Source organism: Ideonella sp. BN130291, assembly GCF_036231905.1.
In the GTDB taxonomy this organism is placed as follows: Bacteria; Pseudomonadota; Gammaproteobacteria; order Burkholderiales; family Burkholderiaceae_C; genus CAMLIZ01.
Genome location: NZ_JAZARE010000009.1, coordinates 168,886 through 185,757, shown reverse-complemented (window position 1 = coordinate 185,757; position 16,872 = coordinate 168,886). Strand labels below are relative to the sequence as shown.

The window sequence follows — 16,872 nt, the reverse complement described above, 5'->3', positions numbered from 1 at the left end:
CAGAAGCAATGAACAATGAACCCGTGCTGAGCGCGCATCCCGTGTCGGATGAATGCGCGCCACCGTCATCGACAACCTGGCGGCGCTCGAACGGCAGCACCAGGTGAAGGTGCTGTTCGCCTGCGAGTCCGGCAGCCGCGGCTGGGGCTTCGCGTCGCCGGACAGCGACTACGACGTGCGGTTCATCTACGTGAACCGGATGGCCTGGTACCTGACGGTGGAGCCGGGCCGCGACGTCATCGAGCAGCCCATCAGCGGCGAGCTGGACATCAACGGCTGGGACCTGCGCAAGGCGCTGCAGTTGCTGCGGTCGTCCAACCCGACGCTTCTGGAGTGGCTGCGCTCGCCCATCGTCTACCAGCAGGAGACTGATTGGGTCGTTCGGCTGCGCGCGCTGGTGGAACAGGAGTTCTCGCCGCTGCGCGGGTACCACCACTACGTGTCGATGGCCAGGAAGAACCTGCGGGAGCATCTGTACGGCCAGGTCGTTCGCTACAAGAAATACCTCTACGTGCTGCGCCCCTTGCTGGCGGCGAGATGGATACGGGAAGGACGTGGCGTGCCGCCAATGCGCTTCGCCGAACTGGCCAGCCAGGCGCTGACCGACCGGACGGTGCTCAAATGAGGTCAACGCCTTGCTGACAATCAAGATGCGGGCCGGCGAGTCCGCCACCAGTGCGCGCTGGGCGGGTATCCATGACTTCATCGAAGCCGAGCTGGCCGACGCCGTGGGCCACATGCCTGACAAAGGTCCGAAGACGGATGGACGGCAGCTGGATCGGTACCTCCACGACGCCGTCGTGCACTTCGGCGCGCAACCTTAGAACAACAAGAGAAGAACATGATCGAAATTGACGGCTCCGTCGGTGAAGGCGGAGGACAAATCCTGCGAACCTCGCTGGCCCTGTCCATGTGCACGGGCCAGCCGTTCGCGCTGAGCAAGGTCCGCGCGGGCCGCGCCAAGCCCGGCCTGATGCGCCAGCACCTGACTTGCGTGAATGCCGCGGCTGAGGTCTGCGGCGCCGAGGTCCAGGGTGCGGAGCTCAACTCGCAAGAGCTGACCTTCGCGCCGGGCGTTGTGCGCGCAGGGGACTACACCTTCAATGTCGGTACGGCGGGCAGCTGCACATTGGTGCTCCAGACGGTCTGGCCGGGGTTGATGATGGCCGACCGCCCGAGCCGGGTGAAGTTGTGCGGCGGCACCCACAACCCGATGGCGCCGCCGTTTCACTTCCTGGAACGCAGCTACGCTCCGCTGCTGCGCAGGCTGGGCGCGAAGGCAGAACTTCAACTGCGCCGCCTGGGGTTCTACCCGGCTGGCGGCGGAGAGATCGAAGCCATGATCTGGCCCGCCATGGATCCGATGCAGCCTTTTGACTTGAACGAACGCGGCGCCAGGGTGGAGGGCTATGCCGAATGTTTCGCGCCGGCATTGCCGCGCTCAGTGGCGCGCCGTGAGCTCGAGCAACTCGGCGCCGGCCTGGGCTGGAGCGCCGAGCAGCTGCGTGAAACGCCCGGCCGGCAGAACGAAGGCCCTGGCAACGCGCTGTTGGTCACGCTGGTGTACGACCACCTCACAGAGGTGTTCACGGCGTTTGGCGAGAAGGGCGTGAGCGCCGAGCAGGTGGCGCGCGAGGTCGTGCGCGAAGTACGGGCTTTCCAGGTGAGCAACGCCGCGCTGGGGCCCCACTTGGCTGACCAGTGGGCACTGCCGCTGGCGCTGGCCCTGACGCAGTGCGGGGGCTCAGCGTCCTACACCTGCACGGAGCTGACGCCGCATGCGACAACGAACTTCGATGTGATTGGACGGTTCTTGCCGGTGAAGTTCGCGACAGCACCCGTGGCGGGCGGCTTTTCGGTCACTGTCGCCGCGCTCTAGGGTCCTTTCGGCGTATGGATGACCTTATGTCGCGGCGCACGGAGGTGCGGCAGGAACGCTTGGCTCTTGGCGAGCCTTCTGTGGTGGTCGGCTTGCGCTGAATCCAAAACTGAAAGCCGGCGCTGATCATCCACTTAGCTTTGGACGGGTCAGCAGGCTTTGAACCTCTGTCTCACTAATTCTGAACTATCGGTCCTTTGTTTCACTCAACCTTGAACTTTTGGCAACGGCAACGCCTGCCACTGCAGTGACAGGCTCCAGCCAGCATCCCGCCGTCAGCCGCGCATGTAGCGATGGCACGCTGCAGCTTTATTTCGGGTATGGGCCTATCGTGCCCCTACTCAGGCTCACCAGATGAGCTGCTCAGATATTCGCGCTACCTTGGAGGAAGCATGGGTGCTCGCCGAGCACGGGCGAGCAAAATCAGTTCCACTGTGACTCGAGAGAAGCGCGAAGAAGATCACCTGCCTGAGCCTGCCTCAGGCGCCATCGCGCTGGCATCTCGCCTGCGTTCAGCGCCGCCATGTACTTCAACAGCGCGTCATAGCCAACGCATTCCACATCGACACGTGCCGTTCCAATATTGGCCGACACCTCCAGCGCGGTCACCTTTACGCCTTCGACCCTCGCCGCCTCAACTGCGGCAAACACCTTATCTAGTGGAAACGCCGATACATGCGCCAGCGCTGCAGCGTCCTTGGCATACGCCGGTTCCACCGAGCGATCCTCTGCAGCGGCTCTTTGAGCTTGTCGCGCCAATTCGATTCGCGCGCTCAACCCCGCCATTTCCGACTGCAGGGTGCTCCACCGCTCCTGGAGCCGCCAAGCCAACAATCCCTGCTGAATGGCGATCAGAGCAAGCACGGCCGCGGCGACATATCCCAGCCATACGGGTCCCCGGCGTTTCGCAGCGAAGTCGACATCCAAGGCCTTCACCGTGTCCACTCCAGCAACGGCGACAAGGCAACGGCTCCCTGTACCGACGAAACGCCGTCTAACCTAAGTCGCGCGGTGGGTACCTGAGATGTCGCCGCGTCGGCCGACAGGAGCACACGAGCCAGGGCGGCGTCGGCTGCCGTTTCGTCCACCACTGGGAACACGTTCACCACGCGCTCGATGGCAGCGCCCGCACCGAGTAGCACGGTAAGCGAATCGCAGTCACATACGGCGAGGCCGGTTGGAACTGGCGCAGCGTCTGCGCTAGCCCTTAGCAGCTCGTTCCACCAGGGTCGAATTGCGATCGTGACCGGTTTCGGGCGAATCTTTGCCAAAGCGCCATGCCACTGAGCCAGCACGTCCGATTGCACAGCGACTGCCACGCACGAAGCTGTGAGCGCCGCATTTTCCAGCCACACGGTGCAGCCACCGTCCAGCCCCGTGTGCAGCGGCGCCATGGCTGTCGCCATCTGCACCAGTTCTTCCTTGGACCGCACGCCGGGTACCGGCGGCAGCACGAAAGGTCGGCACAGCCCCCCGCTCAACCACAGCTTCACGCGAGAACGCGCAGGTGCTTCTCCCAGCCAGCCGGCCAGCCGCTCGATCCCCTGTTCCGTACCGCTGACCGGCTCGGCTAGCAGCACCTCGTTCCCCCGGCACACCGCAATGGCCCGGGTGCCCAAGTACATGTCGAGCGCTTTACTGCCAGCCCACCACACGCTTGATTTCCTCCGCGGTTGTCACGCCGGCTGTCACCATATCGACCGCTTGCTCCGACAACGATCGCGCCCCGGACGCGGCCACGTGTTCTCGCAACGCGGACACCGGGCTGTTGCCGGTCACCATGTCGCGCAAGCGGTCATCCACGGCGTGCACTTCCGCGATGACCAGGCGCCCGTGGTAACCCGTGCCATGACAAGCGCTGCAGCCAGTGGCACTGGGGACTCGCGCCGCATTTCGGCCCAGGCTATCAAGCCAACGCCGTTCGCGCTCGCTCGCGTCTCGCACACCCGCGCAATGAGGACACAAGCGGCGCACCAGCCGCTGAACGATCACGCCGTTCAAAGACGACATGAAGCCAAACATGTCCAGCCCGAAGTGGCGGAACCGCCCCGTCACATCGAACACGCTGTTCGCGTGAACGGTCGTGAACACCTGGTGGCCGGTGAGCGCGGACTGCACTGCGATCTCCGCGGTTTCCGCATCCCGGATCTCGCCCACCAAGATGCGATCGGGGTCGTGCCGCAGGATGGACCGCAGCCCCTTGGCGAAGGTCAAGCCCTTGCGCTCGTTGACCGGAATCTGCAGCACCCCAGGCAGTTCGTATTCCACCGGGTCTTCGATCGTGATGATCTTTTCCAGCCCGGTGTTGATCTCCGACAGCACCGCATAGACGGTCGTCGTCTTGCCGCTGCCCGTGGGCCCGGTGACCAGCAGCATGCCGTGCGGCAGCTCGGCCAGCTCGCGGATGCGCTGGGCGTTGTCCGCACTGAACCCCAGCAGGTCGAGCGACACGGCGTCTTCACGCGAGCGCAGCTGTGCCTTGTCCAGCAGGCGCAGCACCGCGTCCTCGCCATGCACGCTCGGCATGATGGACACCCGCAGGTCGATGCTGCCGCTGCCGACATCAAAGCGGAACCGCCCGTCCTGCGGCGTGCGCCGTTCGGTGATGTCCAGTTGCGCCAGCACCTTGATCCGCGAAATCACCTCTTCGGCGCGCCGCATGTCCGCCATGCGCGCAAAGCGGGACATCACACCATCCTGGCGCAGCTTCACCTCCACGCCGCTTCGGCTGCACTCGAAGTGGATGTCGCTGGCGCCGGAAGAGAACGCAGCGCGGATCGCACCATCGACGAATTCGACGACAGGACCCGTTGCTTGTCCGGCGGGCGAGGTATCGCCCCCGCTGGCAGGCGACCCTCCGGTCAAGCCGGCCGTGGGAGCGCCCAGCCACTGGTCCAGCAATGCCGATGGCACGGCCACCAGATGCGGCACGGCGCCCAGCACTCGGCTCGCCTTGCGCACCAGCTCGTCGTTCCACGGGTCCGCCATGGCCAGCCGCAGGGCTGCTTCGCCAGGCAGGCGCACCGCCACGCAGCCGAGCGCTCGCGCGCCCGCCAAGTCGAGCACCGCCCAGTCGGGCACCGCGCCCTCGCCGTTCATCAAGGCGGCAACCCCGGCATGGCGGCTGAGTTGGTCGGCCAACTCAGCCGGGCTCAACGACGTCGACCGCAGCAACGCGTCCAGCACGCTGCCGGCGCCCGACTGGTGAAGCCGGCGCGCGGACTGAATGGCGGCACGAAGGTCCGGCACGGGGCTCATCGGATGCTGCTCGCCATGTCGAACACCGGCATGTACATCATGACCACGATGCCACCCACCACCAGGGCCACCAGGAGCAGCAGCAGCGGCTCCACGATGCGGGTGGCCCGCTCGATGAAGGTGCTGAAGTGGCCGGAGTGGCGCTCGGCGATGGTCTGCAGCACTTTGTCGAAGTTGCCCGTGCGCTCGCCCACGGCTAGCAGGCGCTGCGTCACTGCGTCGGTGAGGCCGGCATCGGCAAACGCCGTCGATACCCGCTGGCCGCGGTTCAGCGCCTGCTGCGCCGAGCCGATGCCCGCACGCAGACGCTCGCCCAGCCCCAGCCCCGCGCACTGGCCAAGTGCGTCGTCCAGCGCGTAGCCGCCCCTGAACATCAGGGCCAGCGAGTGGTACAGCTTCGCCAGCCGGAACTCATCGAGCTGGCGCTGCAGCGGGGCAATACGCTCCAGCGCTGTCTGGACTACTCGTGCCCAGAAGCCACTGCGCCACAACGCCAGCACCAGCAGCGCTACGCCGGCCAGCGCGAGCGCAACCCACCCGCCATGGCCATTGAGCGCCTTGCTGAGCCCGATCAGCAAGGCGGTGGCCCCGCTCACCGAACCGCGAAGGTCCGAGTACATCGCGGAAAACCGCGGCATGACAAAGAGCAACAAGAAGAGCGTGATGACGCCACCCAGGGCCACCACCACCGCGGGGTAGATCGCCGCGCTGACCACCTGCTTGCGCAACCGCTCCAGCATCTCGTCATAGCGCAGGTAGTCGTCCAAGGCTTCCACCAGGGAACTGGTGCGTTCGCTGGCCTTTACGCCCGCCACCAGCACAGCCGGAAAGCAGGCAGCGGCCTGCATGGCTGCAGACAAGGGCCGGCCCTGCCGCAGTTGAGCCACCAGCGTGCCATGCACCTGTGCACGTGCTCGGCCGAGTGATTGGGCATTCAGCGTTTCCAGCGCTTCAACCACCGTCATGCCCGCACCGAGCAGCGTACGAAGTTCCCTGCACCACCACGCCACATCCAGCTTGGCGGTGGCATGTGAGGCCGTCGCAACCTCAGCCACCGACAGCACCACCATCCCGCCCCGCTGGAGTCGCTCAGTGACCGCGGCCGCCGAATCACCTTCGGCGCGCTCCTCACGCACGGCCGCTGCCGCCGCGTCGAACAGACGAACCTGGAATTCCACCGCTCGCTCAATTCGTGATGTCGGCGTCGTCGCCCGATCCACCCGGCGCACGGTCATGGCCGTAGCTGAGCAGGTCGTAGTCCTTGCCCATCGTGCTGGGGTAGCGGTATTGATACGGGCTGCCCCAGGGATCCAGCGGCACCTTGTCCTTCAGATAGGGGCCGCGCCAGCGTGGCAAGTTGGCCGGCGCGCTCTGCAAGGCGTCCAGCCCTTCACCGCCACTCGGGTACCGGCCGGTGTCGATGCGATAAGCCTGCAGCGCCTTGTCGAAGGCATCGATCTGCGCCTTGGCGGCAGTCGCCTCCGAGCGCGAGATCTGGTTCAGGAAGCGTGGTGCCACGATGCCGGTGAGCAGGCCAATGATCAGGATGACCACCAGCAGCTCCAGCAGGGTGAAGCCGGCGGCAGAGCGCCGGCGCAAGGAAGCGGTCATGTCTTGTTCACCTTGGCGATGAATTTCCAGTCGGAATAGTGTTTTGCGGGCGCCAGCTCGACGCCGCCGGCCTCGAGCCGCCCTTCCGCCAACGGGGGTTGCTCGCTGAGGCTGTGCACGCCCACGATGCGCTGTTGTGCATCGAGCACCAGGCCCCAAGGCTGTCCGGGGCTCACCGGGTCGGGATAGAGCGCCCTTAAGTGCCGGCGCACGCCGACGAAGCGCGTGTCGTTCAGCAACTGGTCCAGCCGCTGAGGAAACTGCTTTTCGCTGCCCGGGCTGGCTTGGTAGTAAGACGCGATCGCCTGCGCATATAGGCCACCGACGCGCAGCAGTTCCTGCTCGCGTTCGCGCCGCACCTGCTGGGACCACACGGGACCGGCCACCGCCAGGCTCAACATGCACAGCGCCAGCAACAGCAGCACGCCCACGAAGGTGTAGCCGCGCGACTTACCAGCTGGCATACGCGCTCCCATCGCGGGCTTGCCCGGGTGCGCCGCTGCGGACGTCGTACACCGCACCGGACGAGGCGTGCGGTGGTGGCACCAGCACCCAGGTGTCGGTGCGTTGGGTCACGGGATCCTCCGGCACGGCGCGCAAGTAACGCCGCGTGGCAAGCTCTTCCAAAGCAGCCGGATACCGACCCTGGTCGCCGTGGAACTTGTCGATGGCATCGCGCATGGCGCGCAGGTCCTGGCGCAGTGCGGTCTCGCGGGCGGCATCCAGGTGGGCGACATAGCGTGGCGCCGCAATGCTGAGCAGCAGCGCAATGGCAGCCAGCACCACCAGCAATTCGATGACGGTAAAGCCGCGACCAACGCGATATGAGCTTTGATGCTGCATGACTACCACTGCCGCATGGGCACGCCGTTCAGGCCAACGCCGTCAGAAGACGAGCTGACGTCGAACACATCCGCGCCTGGGCGCGGGTTGTCCGCTTCGGATGCGTAGCTGCGCAAGCGCCAGGTGCGTTCTGCCGGCAAGGCGCCATCGGCAAAAGGATCGCGCGGCACCCTACGCAGGAACACCAGCCGCCCGCCTGCCGCCCGCGCATCGGGCACCCCGTCCACCAGCGTCTGCAGTGAGGCCGGATAGCCCGAATCGGCCATGCCTTTGGCGATGTTGCCGCTGTCCACTGCGCGCTTGTAGGCGTCGATCGCATCGCGGATCTCCCACAGGGAGCGCTTGAGCTCACGCTCCTTTTCGCGCTGCAGGGTCACTTCTGCCAAGGGCATCACCATGGTCGCCAGCAAGCCGAGCACGCCCAGCACCACCAGCAGTTCGATGAGGGTGTAGCCCCGGCCTCTGCAACGCATGCTGTCGTCTCAGCGGATCTGGAGGGTCCACGGCGCGGGCAGCTGCGGTGCGGGACCCGGGGCGCCCAGCGCGATGGGCTGAACTCCCTGCAGTCGCACCTCCCCCGTTCCGGGCGCCAGCGTCTTGAAACGCAGGCGCAGGACCGTGCCGTCTCCTGAGGCGCCAGTGGCCTGGTTGCGCAGCACGCCGGCATTCACTTTGCCCCCTTGGCCCTCCCCGCTCTTGGAGAAGCTGGTCGGCGAACCGTCACGCTTGAAGTAGTCGCCTTCGGTCACGTCCAGCAGTTGCAGCTTGTCGACCGAAAAGCCGAGTTCCACCGGCAGGCCGCGCAAGGCAGCCGTGCTGTTCAACAAGAGTTGCAGTTCAACGTCCTGCCCTACTTTGGCATCGGCCGGACCAGACCAAGCGAGCCGCACAGCAGCGGCAGGCGCCTCCTGCTTCGGCGGTTCTGCGGAAAGCTGAGCCGCCGTAGCCGGCACGGCTGGCGCCGTGCCAGCCGCAGGCGCAGCGGCACCGGTCTCGGCCACCGCGCGCAGTCCACCGACAGGCCGCAGCTTTGGCACCGCCTCCGTACCCACCCACAGTTCACTTTCGTTGGCGTCGGGGCGGCGGATATTGCGCAGGATGCGCGGCGTGATTGCCAGCACCAATTCGGTACGTTGGGAGTTGTCTTGCTGGCTGGAGAACAACCGCCCCAGCACTGGAAGATCCCCCACGCCCGGCACGCGGCTAGAGCTGGTGCGGTCATCCCGGCTGATCAGGCCCGCCAGCAGCTGGGTCTCTCCATCGTGCAGCCGCAGCAGCGTGCTCGCGTTGCGGGTGCCGATCTGGTAGGCCAAAGTGCCCGATGAGGTTTTCACCGCGGTGCCCAGCGAGCTCACCTCCAAGGCGATCTTGATCGCCACCTCGTCGTCGGCATACACCGTGGGCTCCACGTCGAGCTTGATGCCGACGTCGAGGTAGTTGACGCTGTCGGAAACGAAACCTGCCTGCGCGGTGGTGGTGGTGATCACCGGGATCTTGTCGCCGATCATCACCTTCGCTTTTTCCTTGTTGCGCGCGCGGATCTTTGGATTGGCCAAGGTCTTGAAGTCGCCCACCTCGCGCTTTAGGTTGATGAGCAGGCCGGACACGCCCACGCCCACGCGGTCCCAGCCCAGGTGGTTGAGGTTGCTCACGGTGAGGCCGGAAGCGCCAGAGGGCGCCAACGGGGTGAGCGAGAACGAATCCGGGTACTTCACGCCCAGCTCGGTGAGGCGGGTGGCGCTGACTTCCATCACCTCCACCTCCAGCAGCACCTCCGGCTCGCCAGCGTCATACAGCGCGATCAGCCGTTCGGCCAATTGGATGTTCTCGGGCGACTCGCGCAGCGCGAGCATGTTGCTGCGCTCGTCGACGAACGGCTCGCGCAGCTTCAGCATGGACTTCAGGAATGTGGCCGCACCCTTGGCCTCGGCGCTGGCGAGGTAAAACACACGGACGATCTGCTCCTGGTATTCGCGCTGTTTCTCCGGCGTGTTGGGGTAGACCACGATGGTGTGCGCGTCCATCACCTTTTTGGCCAGCTGGTTGGTGCTGACGATGAGGTCCAGCGCGTCCTCCACCCGGGCCTGGCGCAGGTACACGGTGATGCGCGTGTCGGGCCGGATGTCCTTGTCCAGCACGAAGTTCACGCCGCTGTTGCGCGACACCACGTCCAGCACGGTGCGCAGGCTGGCATCGCGGAAGTCCAGCGAGATGGGGCGAGTCTCTGCAAGAGCCGCTTGCGAGGTCTTCAGCACCGACTGGCGCTGGTCGAGTTCCAGCCGGCGCTGCAGTGCGAGCAGGCCGCCGTGGCGGGGGTTGTCCTTGAGTGCCTGTTCCACGGTACGCAGCGCAACGTCTGGGCGCTTCTTGGCCAGCCACTGCTCGGCCTCCGCCAGTGCACCAGATTGGCGACGCTCGGTGTCCAGGTCGCGCAGCAGGGCGTCCAGCCGCTCGTTCTGCGGGTCCAGGCCTTGCGCTCGCTGAAGCAGCTTCTGCGCCTCATCGAGCTTGCCGGCAGAGCGCTGCTCTGCGGCGACGGACACGATGCGGGCCACCGCCTCGGCACGCGCCTGAATAAGGCCGCCGCGAAGCAGCGGGCTTTCGGGTGCATCCTTCAGGCCCGCCTCCAACACGCGAACGGCGCGTTCATAGTCGCCCGCGGCAATGAGCTGGCGCGATTCGTCACGCACCCGCTGCTCCGCGCAGCCAAACAGCAGGCCGACAAGAGCCATGACTACAGCAGCACGCGCCGCACCGGCGAAACGAGGTGCATGCACCGCGGCAGAAGCGTTCATGGAGCGGAAGAAGGAACCAGAGGCGGGGCGTTGCCGGAGGGCGGCACAGGCACGGTCACTTGCGCGTGGAGCGGAGGATAGTTCAGGCGCACGCCATCCGGCGTGATCGCTTCGACGACATACCCCTCATCCAGGCGGGTGCCGACGGAGACCGCGACATCGTGGTCGCCGCGCGAAAGGTAAACCACCTGCTTACCGGACGGATCCACCATCTGGCCGAGGTAGCGGTAGCTCACGGCGGGCGGGCTCAGTGGCGCTTCGTACACGGGGCCTACCAGTGGCTTCGGCGCAGGAGGCGCCGGTGGGGGCGGCGGCACGACGCCAACGAACGGATCAAAAGCGGCTGGGTCGAGCATCAACCGAACCGGATTCGAAGCGGGCAATGCAGGGGCTAGAGAAGCGGAAGCGCCTGATGTTGCAGCCGCAACACTTACCGGTGAAGTCCGACCAGCAGCCGCCACTACCGATCCTGGCTCGGGCCAAACCAGGGCGACCACGCACAAGAGCACGGTGATGGCCAGCGCCCAGCGCATCGACGTTCGCATGGCGTTCTCAACGAAGCGGCTCAGCGCTGTCGCCGGCCGGAGGTGATAGCAGTTGCACGCCGACTTGCGCTTGAAGCTCAGTCGGTGCATTGAGCTTGCGGAACACCAGGTGCCGCACCACTACGGCGGGGTATCGCGCGAGCACCTCAGCCAGCACTTGGCGCATGCCGGCGTAGCTGCCTGCAAGCGTGACGTCAACGTCCACCCGACCCAGCGAAGCCGCGGTGGCCGGCGTTGCAGTGGACGCCAGACCCAACACCTGCACATTAGCCGCTGGGCCTGCACGCTCAAATTCCGCAACCAGCGATTCCAAGCCTGGAGAATTCGCGGTGAGCCGTCGAAGCTGGGCCGCATGGGGAGCAGGTGAGATGTTGTTGCTGACGCGCGCGAGTGACTGGGCTTGCACGTTCAGTGATTGAATCATGCGGTTTGCTTCGATCAACCGCTGGTCGAGAGTCCAGCGCCACCATGCGGCCAACGTTGCCAACAGGCATGCCGCAGCCAGCAGTGCAGCAGGTAGCACTCCTGGCCGAGCAAACAGCCGCAGCGCAGGCGCCTTGCCTAGTTCAACCCGCAACGGCTTCATGAGGGCGAACCGCACGCGGTACGGTGGCGTAGTGCGCGCCGAAGGCAAACGCAATGTCGGCCAAGGTATAGGCGCCGCTCGCTAAGCTTCCGCCACGGCGGTACCCCCTTAGCTGCAGAAGAACCGGTTGAACCGCTCGCCTGCGTGCGCTGGCACCGTTCCGTGATCCCGACTTGTGTAGCGCGGTCAACGCCGTAGATTGTCTATTAGATGTAAACAGCATTCGGATGCCGCGCGCCAGTCACGGGTTTCCCGGCGTCCCGGCTGGAAGTGATTGCTCACCGGCAGGCGTAACACATAAGTCGAACGTGCTGGCACGTGGTCGCCAGCACCTACCAGTCCGTGTCATCAGCAAAGGTCCTCTCCGCGCGGTCAGGTGGTACGGCGTCCCTATGAATAGCCTTCCTAGTGGAGCCCTTCTCGTTTACCTAAGTACACCTCAACGTCTCGAGCGAACTTCAAGAATGGTTCATCATCTTCGTCAAAGCCGAGGCTCTCTATCGCTTTTACGCGCTTCTCAAGGTACACGCGAAGCTCAGCTACTAATCCGTTCAGGTAAAGCAGCGCACTTACAACATAATCTACACGTATTGCGTAGGCGCCAAACCCGTCTGGATTTTTGTTGAAGAAATCAAGAATCTTTTGCGGACTGTCAAGTAGATGCTTAGCCGCCTTCAAAACAGCTAAGGCGTCCTCTACGATCTTACATCCCCAGCCATAAAAGTCGGGCTCTTCAGGATATGGTCCGCCCCCATTTGGTAGCGTAATTTCAAGCATACCTTGGGCATTCTGTACGGGGAAAATAAGCGTTGCCAGGGGGTGCGGCGATGGGCATGCGCGCAGAGCCGCAATCCATGCTTCAGCGGCGTCCCAAAACAAGAGGACATGCGCACCAGCATGCGTCGATGGCTTTTTCGCAACGGTTACTGCAAACGCAAACCGAATTTCAACTGCGTCTCGTATTACGAACTGGCCAGGAACCTCCTGCGAAAAGCTAACTTCCCGTTCCAGCAGCGCCTCGGAAATCCCTTGCAGAAGGCTACGTTCAACTCGGTTCATTGCCGATCTCCGGAAGCACGCATTCTGTAGTAATTTTGCCAGAAAATTGTATTCGCGCTGAGCGCTTTTGGGTTCTGCAAAATTCGTGACCCAAAGTACCCTTGCACTCGTACGCCTAGCCACTTGTCCGCGGGGATTCCACCGCGCAACTGCGTCGGGTCTAAACCAAGCTTGCGAGCGGTGCTAGCGTGCTCGAACCGCCATTTGCCCTGTGCGAACTCCTGAATACCAAGATTCTGCTTCCTCGTGAAGCGACTATACAGCCCGCTCTTGGTTTCGTCGCCCATCCAATAACCGTCCTTGAATGAGTTCATAAAGTCGGGTCTAAACAATACTCCGCTATTTGTCCGCACCCAGATCTCTTCGTTTACCGTCTGCACGCCGAGTGCGCGGTTAGCGGCGATATCCATAGCACGGGATGCTTCAATTTGCGCGGACAGGAATTCACTGGCCGCGTTCGTAACTCCCTCTAAGACACCCTGGTCAAATCCTTCTTCGAAGCGTCCCCCAGCGGCGACCGCCCCCGCGCCACCCGCAATACCTCTGGTAAGAATCATCCAGGGGCTGTTGGCCGTTCCGAGGGCCTCATCAAGCGCAGGGCCAAGTGCGGACGCGGTGAACTGTGCAGCAGCGGCTTGCTTACAGCTCCCACCAAGCGCCGACGCAGTCGCGCATCCCTGCACGGCATGCGCCGAGGCATTGGTGAGGAGTGTCTGCCAACCTTGAAATTCTCCGTTCTGGAAGACCGGAAACTGTTGGCCTATTTCATAGGAAATGAGACCGTTGACGGCCCCGATCGCCGCGCCCGTGCCATCGTGCCTTTGCTGGTACCCGTTGTAAGCGCCCGCCAAGGCGGCTCCGCAGTATCCGCCGCAGAGGTAGTCCCCCACGACATAAAGGGCCACGACCTTTATCCCTTCTCGGACGTGCACCCATGGTGACAGCCCGGTCGGGTCAGTGAGCGTCAGCGGCGAATTCAATACGTAGCTGTAGCGATTGAAGGCCTGCGGATTCATCATCTGATCGATGAGCGGATCCGCGCTGATGAAGCGCCCAAGCAGCGGGTCGTAGATGCGCCCGTTCATGTGCACCAGGCCGATGTTGTCCAACATCTCGTGGCCGGTGTACCCGCGGTCGGTGCGCGCGACGGGCGTCGCGCCGAGGTCGGTTGCGTCGATGTTCCGACGCTTCCCCCAAGCGTCGTAGCTCATCCTCTCAGTGACGTTGCCGTTGTAGTCGCTCACCGCCACCACGCTGCCGAGCCGGTCCTGATGCAGGAAGCGCCACTCGTTGGTACCGTTGCTGCGATCAATCCACACGGCAATCGTGCGGCCACCTGCAGCGATGTAGTGCTTGTACTCAGTGATACCAGTCGCCGTGTTGATCTCCTTCTCGAAGTTCGACAGGTAGAAGGTGGTCAGCGAGCCACTTGCTGAGCCTGGTGCGGGAGACGATATCTGCTTTACGCGCTGGTGTTCCGCCCCGTACTTAAAGGTGTCCGATGTGCTGCCCCTGGTCATCACAGTGGGCATGTCGAAGCTGGTCCACGACGCGGTCAGGCCGGCTCCCGCATTGATCGCGCCACTTGGCTCGTAAGAGAACGACGGATTCGTGACACCATTCACCGTCCCAGTGATGGATGCCAGCCGGTGAGTGCCCGGGGTGTAGTTGTAGGTTCCAACCTCGGGTTTTGACACCAGGTTGCCTTGCAGGTCGAACGTGTAGCTCTTGTTCGAGGCACCGCTGACGCTCACCAAGCGGTTCAGTTCGTCGTGCACCAAGGTTTCCGTCCGGGCCACTCCCCCAATGGTCCAGGTCCGGGTGCGTGGGATGCCTGCATAGTTGTAGGTATAGCCCTCGTTCTGAATTGCGCCGCCGGAACCGGCTGTGATCTGCGAGGGCCGGCCAAGAAGGTCGTACTCGCGCACGATGGTCGCTCCACCGGCGCCCAGCGTCTCTCCCGTGACCAAGCCGTAGGCGTTCTGCCCGGTCAATTGCCAGATGGGCGCTGAGGAAGCGCTGTTCTGCAGGTGAGTCAGATAGCCCTGCGGGTTGTAGACGTGCTTGATCTGAAGCCCGGATGGAAAGCTGGGACTGGCTGGGTAAGTTGCGAGCAACTGGCGGCCGGCACCGTCGAACGACACGCCCGTCGTGAAGAGATTGCCGTCGATGTCAACCACTTGCTTGTTGAGGCGGCCCATGTCGTCATGGCACAGGTAGCGGTTGTACCCGTAGCCGGACGCGGTAAGCACCTGGGTAAGCTGGCCCTTCGCACGATTGGCAGGCGTTGAGCAGTTGGTGGCGTTTGGAGTGTCGTACACCCATGTCGCGACCATCTCCGGCTCGCTGCGCTTTGTCATGCGGCCCAGCTTGTCGTACTCCAAGCTTGTGCTTTGAGTCTTCGGGTTCGTTTGGCGCGTGAGCTCTCCGGCGACGTTGTAGAGGTACTGCCAATTGCCAGCGTCCGGATCGACAGTGTTTTTCTTTCGGCCGCGCCCGTCATAGCTGGCGGTAGATAGCACGCCTTGCGCGTCCGTGGCGGCGAGCTGCCCGAATGCGGTGTAGTCGTATCGGACCCGACCTCCCTTCGCGTCGTAGACGACGCTGACCTGTCCGGCCGCGTTCACATCCTGCACTGTCACCTGCTTAGGGTCGTCATACGACGGGTAGAAGGTGGTGACAGTTCGCGTGCCCTCATACGAGATCTGTTTGCGACTGTGTGCGTCGAGGAAAAGTTGCTCCTTCACACCGGTGACACGCCCGAGCACGTCATACGAATACGCCGTGAGCGGATCATTAAGACCGGCCATTCGACTCCGCATGTACGGTTTGTACTCGTATGCGACGCGCCCCATGTTGTCGAACCAAGTCAGGCCTTCGTCTATCCAATCGCTCCCGTCCAGTGATATGCGTGAACTCACCACCTTGCGGTCCAGACGGTCGAAGTACTCCCAGATTCCGGGATGGACTGCAGTTCCTTGGCTGTCGAAGTCCTTGCGTACGTTGGCGTAGCAGATGTACGGCTGCGCTCGGAAGCCAAAGTCATACCCTTCTGTGCATCCCGGGATGCCGGTCGGCGTCCACCCGTACGTCCATGTTGTCGACGTGCCGTCGGACCTGAGTTCCGCGATGCGACGACCGAACGCATCGTTGGTATACGCAGTGGTCAGCCCGTTGATTTCGGAGAAGATCTCCAGCGCACCGGTCTTGTGCCCATGGGCCTCGCTGCTGAGCTGTCCCAAAGCGTTCATCCTTCCGCTTGGAAACTGCCCTCGTCCGTCGTAGAAAACAGTCGTGGTTCTTGCCGCGGGCAGCGCGTTCGCTGCAGCCGTGGTCGTTTCAGGATAGCCACCAGGCACCTTTATCACCGTGGCCGAGCTGCAGTTGCGAACCGTGACTGTCTTGCGATTGCCCCAGTTGTCGTACCCGTAGTCAGTCGCTACACAAAGGTCGGCCGACCCCGGTTCGATAACCTCTTTGATCAACAGTCCTGTGGTCGTGTCGTAGTCGAACACGGAGGTGCGGGTCTCGCTCAGCGAAACGGCAGGGAAAGTTGACGCCGCGTTCACGATGGCTTGCGAACTGCCGGAGCTTCCAACGCCACCTCGAGCGTTGTACGCGCGGGCTTGAAGGGAGTATTGGCCAGCTGCGACTCCAACCCAGCGGAACTGGTAAGGAGCCTCGGTCACGGTCCCAATGATGCTGCCGTTGGCCCAGAACTCGACACGGGTGATGGTGCTCGACGAGTCCGTGGCTGTCGCGGAGAGCTGAATGGTCGCTGGGGCCAACGCCGAGTTGCTCACTGGCCCGAGGGAAACGCTCGGAATCGATGCGCTTGTCACAGTGACGGCAACACTCGCCGATGTAGATGTGCGAGCCGGAAGAGTGGTGGGACTCTTGCACTTGTGAGTGACCTTGGCCTTCAACGCATAGGAACCTGCGGTGCCGGCGTTCCAAGTTGCGCTCCACGGCGAAGCGGTCGACTGTGCGATCACCGTGGTGCCATCCAAATAGTCGACTCGGCTGATGATCTCGTTTGCGGTGTTCGTCAAGGAGACTTGAAGGTTCACCGCTGCGGGCGCTATGAAGTTGCTCCCGTTTGCGGGCGACGTCACGGACACGCCGATGCCCGAGTCCGGGAACCAGGCATTGACTTCCGAGTCGAATGAGCATGACGCTCGAGCTTGTCCACTGAGAAGCAGTCCGATCAAGACAGGCCAAATGAAAGCCACCACTGCGCGACGCCAGACGATGCTCGTCATTCCGTTTCTCCCGATATTCGTGTGCGATGAATGG

General features: G+C 63.6%; 14 protein-coding genes and 1 pseudogene. 2 read left to right on the top strand and 13 right to left on the bottom strand.

Features of this window, described 5'->3' with window-relative positions:
• Positions 1–8: 8 nt before the first annotated feature.
• Positions 9–824: pseudogene (locus tag VPH43_RS19910) on the top strand (nucleotidyltransferase domain-containing protein).
• A gap of 17 nt (positions 825–841) precedes the next feature.
• Entirely contained in the window at positions 842–1,879 is a 1,038-nt protein-coding gene (gene rtcA / locus VPH43_RS19905; RefSeq protein WP_328579492.1) for an RNA 3'-terminal phosphate cyclase, read from the top strand.
• Positions 1,880–2,302: 423 nt separating this feature from the next.
• On the opposite strand, the gene VPH43_RS19900 is transcribed toward rtcA, so the two are convergent.
• The 13 genes from VPH43_RS19900 to VPH43_RS19840 all read right to left on the bottom strand — a co-directional run bounded on the left by VPH43_RS19900 (position 2,303) and on the right by VPH43_RS19840 (position 16,838).
• Positions 2,303–2,815 carry a hypothetical protein gene (locus VPH43_RS19900; RefSeq protein WP_328579491.1) on the bottom strand — a complete coding sequence of 171 codons (513 nt, stop codon included), beginning with the start codon at positions 2,813–2,815 and terminating at the stop codon, positions 2,303–2,305.
• Entirely contained in the window at positions 2,812–3,504 is a 693-nt protein-coding gene (locus tag VPH43_RS19895; protein ID WP_328579490.1) for a hypothetical protein, read from the bottom strand. Before VPH43_RS19895 ends, VPH43_RS19900 begins: the two co-directional genes overlap by 4 nt.
• 10 nt (positions 3,505–3,514) lie before the next feature.
• Complete coding sequence (locus VPH43_RS19890) at positions 3,515–5,137, bottom strand: GspE/PulE family protein (RefSeq protein ID WP_328579489.1); 1,623 nt, start codon at positions 5,135–5,137, stop codon at positions 3,515–3,517.
• Positions 5,134–6,372 (bottom strand): type II secretion system F family protein, encoded by a 1,239-nt coding sequence (locus VPH43_RS19885; protein WP_328579488.1) that lies wholly within the window; start codon positions 6,370–6,372, stop codon positions 5,134–5,136. Before VPH43_RS19885 ends, VPH43_RS19890 begins: the two co-directional genes overlap by 4 nt.
• Positions 6,323–6,748, bottom strand: a complete 426-nt coding sequence (gspG, locus tag VPH43_RS19880; RefSeq protein ID WP_328579487.1) for a type II secretion system major pseudopilin GspG — start codon at positions 6,746–6,748, stop codon at positions 6,323–6,325. The genes VPH43_RS19885 and gspG overlap by 50 nt, the downstream gene beginning before the upstream one ends.
• Entirely contained in the window at positions 6,745–7,212 is a 468-nt protein-coding gene (locus VPH43_RS19875) for a type II secretion system protein (protein ID WP_328579486.1), read from the bottom strand. Before VPH43_RS19875 ends, gspG begins: the two co-directional genes overlap by 4 nt.
• On the bottom strand, positions 7,199–7,591 hold the full coding sequence (locus VPH43_RS19870) for a type II secretion system protein (RefSeq protein WP_328579485.1): 393 nt from the start codon (positions 7,589–7,591) through the stop codon (positions 7,199–7,201). The genes VPH43_RS19875 and VPH43_RS19870 overlap by 14 nt, the downstream gene beginning before the upstream one ends.
• Positions 7,592–7,593: 2 nt before the next feature.
• On the bottom strand, positions 7,594–8,064 hold the full coding sequence (locus VPH43_RS19865) for a type II secretion system protein (protein ID WP_328579484.1): 471 nt from the start codon (positions 8,062–8,064) through the stop codon (positions 7,594–7,596).
• A gap of 9 nt (positions 8,065–8,073) precedes the next feature.
• Positions 8,074–10,386, bottom strand: coding sequence for a secretin N-terminal domain-containing protein (locus tag VPH43_RS19860; protein WP_328579483.1), 2,313 nt, complete (start codon positions 10,384–10,386; stop codon positions 8,074–8,076).
• Positions 10,383–10,622, bottom strand: a complete 240-nt coding sequence (locus VPH43_RS19855) for a hypothetical protein (RefSeq protein WP_328579482.1) — start codon at positions 10,620–10,622, stop codon at positions 10,383–10,385. Before VPH43_RS19855 ends, VPH43_RS19860 begins: the two co-directional genes overlap by 4 nt.
• A gap of 316 nt (positions 10,623–10,938) precedes the next feature.
• Positions 10,939–11,517 (bottom strand): GspMb/PilO family protein, encoded by a 579-nt coding sequence (locus VPH43_RS19850; protein ID WP_328579481.1) that lies wholly within the window; start codon positions 11,515–11,517, stop codon positions 10,939–10,941.
• A 405-nt stretch (positions 11,518–11,922) separates the two neighbouring features.
• Positions 11,923–12,576 (bottom strand): hypothetical protein, encoded by a 654-nt coding sequence (locus VPH43_RS19845; protein ID WP_328579480.1) that lies wholly within the window; start codon positions 12,574–12,576, stop codon positions 11,923–11,925.
• Positions 12,573–16,838, bottom strand: coding sequence for an RHS repeat domain-containing protein (locus tag VPH43_RS19840; RefSeq protein ID WP_328579479.1), 4,266 nt, complete (start codon positions 16,836–16,838; stop codon positions 12,573–12,575). Before VPH43_RS19840 ends, VPH43_RS19845 begins: the two co-directional genes overlap by 4 nt.
• Positions 16,839–16,872: the final 34 nt, after the last annotated feature.